Origin of the sequence: Streptomyces longispororuber, assembly GCF_024448165.1 — a bacterium.
GTDB classification, from domain to species: Bacteria; Actinomycetota; Actinomycetes; order Streptomycetales; family Streptomycetaceae; genus Streptomyces; species Streptomyces longispororuber_A.
Map to the genome: position 1 here is coordinate 1 of NZ_JAMOLN010000294.1, position 9,819 is coordinate 9,819.

A 9,819-nucleotide genomic window follows, 5' to 3' on the forward strand; every position below is an offset into this window, starting at 1 on the left:
GTCCCGATCCGCCGTACCCGCCGTGGCCGAGCCACAGAGCGACACCGTCAAAGATGTCCCCACCAGGCGCAGAGCCGCGTTCGTCGTGGGACTGCTGTTCTGCTTCATGCTCATCAACTACGCCGACAAGGTCGTCATCGGTCTCGCCGGTGTCGACCTGATCCACGAACTCGGCCTCGGCAAGAAGCAGTTCGGGCTCGTGCAGAGCAGCTTCTACTGGCTGCTCGCCGTCGGATCCGTGCTCGGCGGCCTGCTGATGGGGCGCGTGAAGGCGCGCTGGCTGCTCGCGGGCGCCGGACTGCTGTGGGCCGTCAGTCTCGCGCCCATGACGGGCAGCATCGGCTTCGGCCTGCTCATCGCCTGCCGCGTGCTGCTCGGCTTCGCCGAAGGGCCCGCGACGGCCATGGCCACCGCCGTCACGCACAGCTGGTACGCGCCCGAGAAGCGGGCCCTGCCGACGTCGATCGTCGTGGCCGGCGCCGGGTTCGGGCCGCTGATCGCGTCCCCCGCACTGACCTGGGTGATGCTGCGCTTCGACTGGCACGCGCCGTTCACGGTGCTCTGTGTGGTCGGCATCGCCTGGGTGCTGACCTGGGTGTTCAGCGGCGGCGACGGACCGATGGGCGCCGCGCGCGCGACGGCCTCCGAGGCCGGCACGATCCTGCCCGAGCAGGTTCCGCTGCGGGCGCTGCTCGGCACCCGCACGGTCATCGGGCTGCTGGTGCTGTTCTTCACCTCGTACTGGAGCATCGCGGTCAAGGTCACCTGGCTGCCGCTCTACCTGCGCGAGGGCCTCGGCTACACCGCCGGCCGGTCCGGCACGCTCGTCGCACTGCCGTACGCGGCCGCCGCGCTCTTCCAGGTCCTGGTCGGGCTCGTCTCGGCGGCGCTGTCGCGGCGCGGGACCTCCAGCCGGGTGGCCCGCTGCCTGTTCGCGGCGGTGCTCGCGGGCGTCGGCGGGCTGAGCACGGTCGGGTTCGCGCTGCTCGACCGCGGCATCGCCCAGTTGCTGCTCCTGGTGGTCGGGGCGTCGCTCACGAGCGCCGGTTACGGCATCGCGTTCGCCGCGATATCCGACGTCGTACCGGCCAGGCGGCGCGGCGCGATCATGGGCGTGGTCGTCGCCCTGTACAGCCTCGGCGGGATCATCGCGCCGCTCGTCCTCGGCGGCCTGGTCGAATCGGCGTCGAGCGCGGCGGCCGGTTACTCCCACGGGTTCCTGGTGATCGGTGTCCTGGTCGTGGTGGGCGCGGTCGTCTCGGCGCTGCTCACCGACCCCGAGCGGGACGCGGCACGGCTGGCTGCCGCGCACTGACACCCGCTCGGCACGGTGGCCCGGCTCCGCGTCCCCAGGAGCCGGGCCAACCGTGCCCTGTCAGTCGGCGCACTCCGTCAGGCGAGCCTTCTGCACCTTCGCCGACGTCGTGCAGGGCGTTCTCGTGGCCCAGCGCGGTCGTCAGGGCGAGATCGCGCCGCTTCACCTCCGGGTACCCGCACAGGACCTGCCACTGGGCGGGGACGAGGAAGCAGCCGTTGATGCGTTCGCGCTCGCGATCAGGTTGAGATGGGTGAGAACGGCGCCTTTGGGACGTCCGGTCGTGCCGGAGGTGTGCATGATGAGGGCGGGCTCGGACTCCGGGACGGCGACGACGACCGGGGTGTCCGCCGCCGCGAGGGCCTGCTCGTAGGACTCGGTGCCGTCGGGACCGGCCGCGTCACCGCAGACGAGCCGGGCCGGAAGCGTCGAGCGCCGCGAGGACGACGGGTACGAGCCGCTCGTCGGTGAGCACGGCACTCGCGCCGCAGTCCGCCAGCACGAACGCGATCTCGGCGGCCGCACCCCCCGCCCGGGGTGCGGCCGCCGTGTCGTGTCATGTCGTGTCGGTACGGGATCCGGGTCAGCGCGTCACGATCGGGAACCCGCGGCGCGGTGCCTGCAGCAGACCGAAGAACATGGCGAGTGCGGAGGCGTCACCCTCGATCCGCGCACCCGCCTCGGTGAGCGTGGTCCGGCCCGCCAGCACCCCGCCGAGGGCGGCGAGTTCGGTGCGGACCGTCACCGAGGGCCGTTCGCCGGCGGGGGCCTCGCCGTGGATCGGCGTGAGGACGCCGTTGGCGAGCAGCAGCGTCCAGGCGTCGTCGGCGGGGCCGTCCCCGCCGGTACCGAACTCCCAGCGCATGACGAGGCGGTGGGCGGCGGCGCGCGGCCCGTCCAGGCGTACCGCGAGCGCCTTGAACAGCTGATCGGCGGGGAGTCCCCATGCCATGCCCCCGCCGCTGCCGGAACCGGAGCCGCGCGCGTCCTCGCCGCGGTGGTCGCGCAGGTCGCGGGCGCCGGAGAGGTAGAAGTTGCGCCAGGTCCCGTTCTCGCAGGCGTGCGCGAGGCGCTCGAAGGCGTCCGCCTGCAGCTCGCGAGCCTCCTCGTGGCCGGGCTCCGCGAACACGACGTGGCCGAGGACCTCGGCGGCGAACCGCAGGTCACCCGCCTCCACCGTCTCCCGCGCCTTCTTCACGACCGCGTCCGCGCCGCCCATGAACGCGACGTACCGCTTGGCCTGCTCGACGGGCGGGTGCTGCCACAGGTGGGCGGGGTTGCCGTCGAACCAGCCCATGTACCGCTGGTAGACGGCCTTGGAGTTGTGGCTGAGCGAGCCGTAGTAGCCGCGGGCGTGCCAGGCGGCCGCCAGCTGTGGCGGGAACTCGGCCAGTTCCTCGGCGATCTCGGGTCCGGTCAGGCCCTGGTTCATGAGCCGGACCGACTGGTCGTGGAGGTAGGCGTAGGCGTCGCGCTGCTCGGAGAGCAGGGTGAGGAGTTCGGCGCGGCCCCAGGTGGGCCAGTGGTGCGAGCCGATGAGGACGTCGGACCGGTCGGCGTAGAGGCTGATGGTCTCGGTGAGGTAGCCGGCCCAGGCGGAGGCGTCGCGGACCTGGGCGCCGCGCAGCGTGAGGACGTTGTGGAGGGTGTGGTTGGCGTTCTCGGCGACGAGCAGGACCCGGTGGCCGGGAAGATGGAAGTTCATCTCGGCCGGGGCCTCGGTGCCCGGGGTGAGCTGGAACTCCAGCCGGACGCCGCCCAGTTCGAGCTCCTGGCCGGTGCGGGTGATCAGGTCGGTCGGCGGGATCAGACCGACGCTGCCGCTGGAGGTGCCCTGGCCGAGGCCGAAGCCGATGGCGCCGTCGGGGGCGGCGGGCAGGCCGACCCCGTACATGTACTGGGCGCGGCGCAGCATCGCGGGCCCGGCGACGACGTTCTCGCTGATCACCTCTTCCATGAAACCGTCGGGAGCGACGATCCTGACCCGGCCGGCCGCCACGTCGGCATCGGTGGTGACGCCGCGGACGCCGCCGAAGTGGTCGGTGTGACTGTGGGAGTAGACGACGGCCGCAACGGGGAGCGCGTCGCCCCGGTGGCAGCGGTAGAGGGCGAGGGCCGCCGCCGCGCACTCCTCGCTGATCAGCGGGTCGATGACGACGAGACCGTCCCGGCCCTCGATGACGGTCATGTTGGAGACGTCGAAGCCGCGGATCTGATAGACGCCCTCGACGACCTCGAACAGGCCGTGCAGGGAGTTCAGTCGCCCCTGTCGCCAGAGGCTCGGGGCGGCGGTGTCGGGGCAGTCGCCGCCGAGGAACGACCAGCGCTCGTTGTCCCAGACCACCCGCCCCTCCGCGTTCTTGATCACGCACGGCTCCAGGGAGCCCATGCGGCCGCGGCGGGCGTTCGCGAGATCGGTCGGATCGTCCCAGTCGAGCGGGGGCGTGGCCGAGGACGTGGCCGGGGGCGTGGCGGCGGACGGGACGGACATGCTGTCTCGATTCGTCGTGCGGAGTTCGGCGTGCGGGGTTCTGCATGTGGAGTTCGGCGTGCGTTCGTCGTGCGCGACGCGGCGTGCGGCCTTCGTCACGCACGGGGGCATGGTGAGCGCGGCCCTCATCTGTTAGCTTAACGATCGTTCAAGTCAGATGTGGCCTGCACGTAACCATGGCCGCACGGCACTGTCAACCGGCCCGCAGCGCCTCAACTGACCTACTGCACAGACAAGTTGACCGGAGACCGTGCAGCACCACCGATCCCCCTCCAGGGAGAGCCGCATGCCGTACTTCGCCGAGGAGCTGGCCGCCTGGGCCCAGTCCCTCGATCCCTCCCCCGCCGATCTGCGGCTGGCCGAGCACGCGCTCGAGGACACCCTCGCCGTGTCCCTTGCGGCGCGCGGCCACCGCATGGCGGACTTGGCCGCCGCACTGCCGGAGGCCGCCCGCTGGGCCGCCGTCGGACACGTCCTGGACTTCGACGACCTGCACCTCCCCTCCACCGCGCACATCTCCGTGGTGTGCGTGCCCGCCGTGCTCGCCGCGGGCGGCGGGCCCAGGGAGTACCTGGCCGCGGCCGGCGTGATGGCCCGGCTCGGCGTGGCGCTGGGCTGGCGGCACTACACCGGCGGCTGGCACGCCACCTGCACGTCCGGCGCCCCGGCCGCCGCCGTCGGGGCGGGCCTGGCCCTGGGGCTCGACGCCGAGGGCCTGGCGCGGGCGATCGCCCTGGCGCTGCCCGCGGCGGGCGGGGTGCAGCGCGCGTTCGGCACGGACACCAAGTCGCTCCAGGTGGGCTTCGCGGCCGAGGCCGGGGTGCGGGCGGCGCGTCTCGCGGCAGCCGGTGCGGGTGCGGACCCGTCGGCCCTGGACGCCTGGCTGCCGCTGGTCGGCGGCGACCGCGCGCTGCTCCCCGCCGACACCTTCGCGCCCGGCGCCCCGGCCGTACCCGGCGGCCTGGCCACCAAGATCTTCCCGTGCTGCTACGCCATGCAGCGCCCCATCGGCGCGGTCCGCGCACTCCTGGCTGAACGGGCGATCAGTTCCGCCGATGTCGTACGGATCGTCGTCCGCACCCCCGAGGCGGCCGTGCACCCCCTGATCCACGCCCGCCCCGACACCGGCCTGCAGGGCAAGTTCAGCCTGGAGTACGCGATCGCCGCGGCGCTGCTGGACGGGCACCCCGGGTTCGCCTCGTTCACCGACGAGCAGGTCCGCCGGCCGGACGCCCGCCGTCTGGTGGAGCTGGTCGAGGTCGTCACGTCGCCCGCCGGGGCCGGCCTGCTGACCGGCGCGACGACGGTGGAGATCACCACGATCGACGGCAGCACGCACACCGCGACGCTCGCCCTGCCGCCCGGATCGTCCGAACTCCCCGCCACGGAGACCGAGTTCGCGGGCAAGCTCGCCGACTGCGGCGCCGACGTCCCGGACCTTCTCCACCTCCCCGGCCTCCTCGACGGCCCGGACTGGAAGAGCGCCGCCGAGCTGCTGCGCGCCGCCTTCCCCGCCGCCCCGCACCCCCTGGAGCACGCATGAGTCCCCTGCCGCTGGAAGGCATCACCGTCGTCAGCCTGGAGCAGGCGGTGGCGGCCCCGTTCGCGACCCGGCAGCTCGCCGACCTCGGCGCCCGGGTCATCAAGGTCGAACGGCCCGGCGCCGGCGACTTCGCCCGCGGGTACGACGAGTCGGTGCACGGCCAGTCCAGCTACTTCGTGTGGCTGAACCGCTCGAAGGAGTCGGTGGCCCTCGACATCAAGTCGTCCGGCGGACGTGCCGTCCTGGAGCGGCTGCTCGGCGAGGCGGACGTCTTCGTGCAGAACCTGGCGCCCGGCGCGGCCCGCCGGCTCGGCCTCGGCGCGGCCGAACTCGCCGAGCGGCACCCGTCGTTGGTGGTGTGCGACATCTCCGGGTACGGGAACACCGGGCCATGGGCGGACCGCAAGGCGTACGACCTGCTCGTGCAGTGCGAGACCGGCGTCGTGTCCCTGACCGGCACCCCCGACGACCCCGCGAAGGTGGGCATCTCCATCGCCGACATCGCGGCGGGCATGTACGCGTACTCGGGCATCCTCGCGGCGCTGTACGAACGCCGGGCCTCGGGCGTCGCCCGCCCGGTCGAGGTGTCGCTGTTCGAGGCACTGGCGGAGTGGATGGGCTCGCCCGCCTACTACACGGCGTACTCGGGAACGCAGCCCGCGCGCGTGGGCGCGCAGCACGCGACGATCGCGCCCTACGGTCCGTACGACGCGGCCGACGGAAGAACGGTGCTGCTCGCGATCCAGAACGAGCGCGAATGGGCCTCCTTCTGCGCTGTGTTCCTGGACGACGCGGCACTCGCCACCGACGACCGGTTCCGCAAGGGGTCGTCGCGGGTGGCACGCCGCGCCGAGCTCAACGCGATCGTCGCCGCCCGCTTCCGCGAGCTGACGGCGGCCGACGCGGTGAAGCTCCTCGACGAGGCGAAGGTCGCCAACGCGCGCCTCAACTCGGTCGCCGAGTTCTGGGACCACCCGGTCCTCGCGGGCCGCGACCGCTGGCGCGACGTCGGCACACCGGGCGGCACCGTCCGGGCGCTGCTGCCGCCCGGCACGCCCGGCGGTCTGACGCCGCGCATGGACCCCGTGCCCGCCGTCGGCGAGCACACCGAGTCCGTCCTGCGCTCACTCGGCTACGACACCGACGCCCTCGCCGCGCTGCACGCAGGCGGCGCGCTGTGACCGATCCACGGACCAGGAGCGACTCCATGACCCAGGACACCAAGGACGTGCAGGCCGGGCAGGCCGGGCAGATCGGGCAGATCAGGCAGGTGGGGCACGACGGCGGGTACGAGCAGATCGCGTACGCCGTCGCCGACCGCGTCGCCACGATCACCCTCGACCGGCCGGCGGCCCGCAACGGCTACACGCGGCAGATGGCCGACGAACTCGCCGCCGCGCTGCGTGCCGCCGACGCCGACCACGCGGTGCGCGTCGTCGTGCTGACCGGTGCGGGCAAGGACTTCTGCGTCGGCGCCGATCTGTCGGCCGGTTCCGGCGAGGGGCAGGGCTTCACGCAGGACGTCGACGACGAGACGGCCCGGCAGATCGAGGAGGGCACCTACCAGGAGCCCGCCGGTCTGGTCACGCGGGTGCTGTACGGCATGAACAAGCCGGTGATCGCCGCCGTGCGCGGCGCCGCGGTGGGCGTCGGTTCGACGATGCTGCTGCCCGCCGACTACCGCCTCGCCGCGCACGGGACGAAGTTCGGCTTCCCGTTCACCCGGCGCGGCATCGTGCCCGAGGGCGCGTCGGCCTGGTTCCTGCCCCGTCTGGTGGGTCTGGCGAAGGCGATGGACTGGCTGGTGTCCGGGCGCATCGTGCCGGCCGACGAGGCGCTCGACGCGGGGCTCGTGCACAGCCTGCACGAGCCGGACGACGTGCTCGACGCGGCGTACGCGCTCGCCCGGGAGCTGGTCGAGCACACGGCGCCGGTCTCGGTGGCCGTCACCCGGCAGCTCGTGTACCGCATGGCCTGGGCCGACAGCCCCGACGCGGTGCACCGGCTCGACTCGCGCCTGGTCTTCGACACGGTGCGCGGCGCGGACGCGCGGGAGGGCGTGCGGTCGTTCTTCGAGCGGCGGGCGCCGCAGTTCCCCGGGCGGGTGCCCGAGGACCTTCCGCCGTACCTGCCGTGGCGGGACGGGGCGGCGGGGTCGTCCGGGAAGCGGTCCGCGGACGACGGGTGACCGCTCGGCCGCCGGCCGCTCAGGCAGGCACCGGCCCGAACCCGGCGTACAGGCATGACGCCAACTCCCGTACGTGCGAACGCAGTTCGTCGTGCGGGAGTCCGTACAGCGGTACCGGCCCCTCGAAGCCCGGCTCGAAGGGGGCCACGGCGAGGTGCGGCAGTTGCACGCTCACGAGCGCCGCGAACACGTCGGGGTTGGCGTCGGCCCGGAAGTCGCCGCGCTCGACCGCCTGCCGGGCCAGCGAGGCGACCTCGGCCGCGTACAGCCGGCGGGCCGGCTCGTGGACGGCGGTGCGGACCTCCGGGTCGATCTCCAGGTGGGTGGCGGCGATGACGCCCCGCTCCAGCGGGTGCGTGGCGAAGTAGTCGACCCAGGCGAGGACGCCGCCGCAGAAGAAGGCGTGGTACGTGGTGTCGGGCGGCAGGGTGCCGAGCCAGGGCGCGAGGGCGTCGCGGACCCGGCCGGCCGCGGTCTCGGCGACGTACCGGAACAGGTCGAGCTTGTCGTCGAAGTACTGGAACAGGGATCCCTTGGCGACGCCCGCCTCGCGCGCGACCGTGTTGAGGCTGCCCGCGGAGTAGCCGTGGCGGCCGAACTCGGTCATCGCCGCGGTGGTGATCCGCTCGCGGCGCGCGGGGTCGAGGCGCTGCCAGGTGGTCGTGGGCACGGGTCCTCCGATGGGGCGTCGCACCGGCCGGGTGCGCGCCCCATCATCGCAGGTGGGCCCGGCGTCCCGGTCAGGCGTCCGGGCTCAGCTCGCGGCGCAGCACCCGCTTGAGGATCTTGCCGCTGGGGTTGCGCGGCAGCTCGTCCACGAAGTGCACCAGGCGCGGCTTCTTGTACGAGGCGATGCGCTCGCGGGTGAAGGCGATGAGGTCGTCGGCCGTGACGGGGTCGGCGTCGGCGGCCGGGCGCAGCACCACGGCGGCGGTGACGGCCTCGCCCCACGTCTCGTCGGGCGTGCCGAAGACGGCGACGTCGAGGACGGCCGGGTGCTCGGCGAGCGCGGACTCGACCTCGATGGGGTACACGTTCTCGCCGCCGGTGATCACCATGTCCTTGATGCGATCGGTGATGAAGAGGTAGCCGTCTTCGTCGAGGTAGCCCGCGTCGCCGGTGCGCAGCCAGCCGTCGTCGGTGAACAGGGCGGCGTTCTCGTCGGGCCGCTGCCAGTAGCCGGGGGTGACGTGGTGGGAGCGGGTGAGGATCTCGCCGACCACGCCGGGCGCCACCGGCTCTCCGGTCACCGGGTCGGCGATGGTCACGTGCACGTCGGGCCGGGTGTTGCCCGCCGAGCGCAGCAGCGCCGAGCGCGGGCCGTCGGCGACGTGGTCCTCGGGGAGCAGCCGGGTCGCGGAGCCGGTCGTCTCGGTCTGGCCGTACTTCTGGTAGAAGCCGCAGCCGAAGACCTCCATGGAGCGGCGCAGCAGGGCCGGGGTGATCGGGGAGGCGCCGTAGACGATGAGTTCGAGCGCGGAGAAGTCGCGCTCGCGCACGCCGGGCAGTTGGGTCAGGAGGTGGAGCACGGCGGGCACGAAGAACGCGTGGGTGACGTGGTGGCGTTCCATGAGCTCGACGACCCGGCCCGGGACGAGGTCGGGGAGCGTCACGGTGTGCGCGCCCGCGCTCAGGGCGGTCGCCAGCCAGCCTGTGCCGGCGATGTGGAAGACGGGCATGGCGTTGAGGCCGACCGACGTGGGCCGCCAGCCCATCTCCCTGAGCTGGAAGTCGCCCGCGCTGACGTTGCGCAGGGTGAGCTGGACGCCCTTGGGCAGGCCCGTGGTGCCGGAGGTGTAGAGCTGGAGGAAGACCGCCCCGCCGTCGGCGCCGTGGCCCGGGTCGGCCGCGACGGCGCTGCCGATCAGGCTCTCGTACGTCGCCTCGTCCTCCTCCGCGCCGGACTCGGTGACCAGGGGGACGCCGGGCAGGGCGGCGCGCACGGCGCGGGCCTGCGGCAGGAACTCCGTCTGGGTGAGGACGGCGCCGAGTTCGGCGTCGTGGGCGACGGCGGCCAGCTCGGGGTCGGCCAGGCGCCAGTTCAGGGGCGTGGCGACGAGGCCCGCCTTCGCGCAGGCCACGAGGAGCTCGGCGGCGAGCAGGCCGGGGCGGACCAGGTAGCCGACGTGGGTGCCGGACGGCAGGCCGAGGGCGAGCAGGGCCTGGGCGGCACGGTTGCTGCGGGCGTCCAGCTCCGCGTAGCTGCGGGTCTCGGTGCCTTCGGTGACGGCGGGCGCGTGCGGGCGGTCGGCGGCGTGACGGCGTACTGCATCGGGCAGGAA

The 9,819-nt window shown here is 73.5% G+C and carries 8 protein-coding genes; 4 read left to right on the forward strand and 4 right to left on the reverse strand.

The genetic code is table 11. The annotated features are described in order from the left end of the window. A partial coding sequence (locus M4J07_RS44085; protein ID WP_308284826.1) for an MFS transporter occupies positions 1 to 1,315 on the forward strand: 1,315 nt, incomplete at its 5' end. Positions 1,316 to 1,477: 162 nt separating this feature from the next. On the opposite strand, the gene M4J07_RS44090 is transcribed toward M4J07_RS44085, so the two are convergent. Both M4J07_RS44090 and M4J07_RS44095 read right to left on the reverse strand, forming a co-directional pair. Continuing rightward, entirely contained in the window at positions 1,478 to 1,795 is a 318-nt protein-coding gene (locus M4J07_RS44090; protein WP_255982272.1) for an AMP-binding protein, read from the reverse strand. Positions 1,796 to 1,898: 103 nt separating this feature from the next. After that, entirely contained in the window at positions 1,899 to 3,806 is a 1,908-nt protein-coding gene (locus M4J07_RS44095; RefSeq protein ID WP_255982274.1) for an alkyl/aryl-sulfatase, read from the reverse strand. 286 nt (positions 3,807 to 4,092) lie between these two features. On the opposite strand from M4J07_RS44095, the gene M4J07_RS44100 reads away from it, so the two are divergent. From M4J07_RS44100 to M4J07_RS44110, 3 genes are read left to right on the forward strand one after another with little or no spacing between them, the layout of a single operon-like run. Then, positions 4,093 to 5,349, forward strand: a complete 1,257-nt coding sequence (locus M4J07_RS44100; protein ID WP_255982276.1) for an MmgE/PrpD family protein — start codon at positions 4,093 to 4,095, stop codon at positions 5,347 to 5,349. After that, positions 5,346 to 6,530, forward strand: coding sequence for a CaiB/BaiF CoA transferase family protein (locus tag M4J07_RS44105; RefSeq protein ID WP_255982278.1), 1,185 nt, complete (start codon positions 5,346 to 5,348; stop codon positions 6,528 to 6,530). Before M4J07_RS44100 ends, M4J07_RS44105 begins: the two co-directional genes overlap by 4 nt. A 26-nt stretch (positions 6,531 to 6,556) precedes the next feature. Continuing rightward, positions 6,557 to 7,537, forward strand: coding sequence for an enoyl-CoA hydratase-related protein (locus M4J07_RS44110; RefSeq protein WP_255982280.1), 981 nt, complete (start codon positions 6,557 to 6,559; stop codon positions 7,535 to 7,537). A gap of 19 nt (positions 7,538 to 7,556) precedes the next feature. Here M4J07_RS44110 and M4J07_RS44115 read toward each other — a convergent pair whose 3' ends face one another. Together M4J07_RS44115 and M4J07_RS44120 are read right to left on the reverse strand one after the other, a co-directional pair. Then, a complete protein-coding gene (locus M4J07_RS44115; protein ID WP_255982282.1) occupies positions 7,557 to 8,207 on the reverse strand; it encodes a TetR/AcrR family transcriptional regulator in 651 nt (216 codons plus the stop codon). A 70-nt stretch (positions 8,208 to 8,277) separates the two neighbouring features. Continuing rightward, the coding region (locus tag M4J07_RS44120; RefSeq protein ID WP_255982285.1) for a long-chain-fatty-acid--CoA ligase at positions 8,278 to 9,819 on the reverse strand (1,542 nt) is incomplete at its 5' end.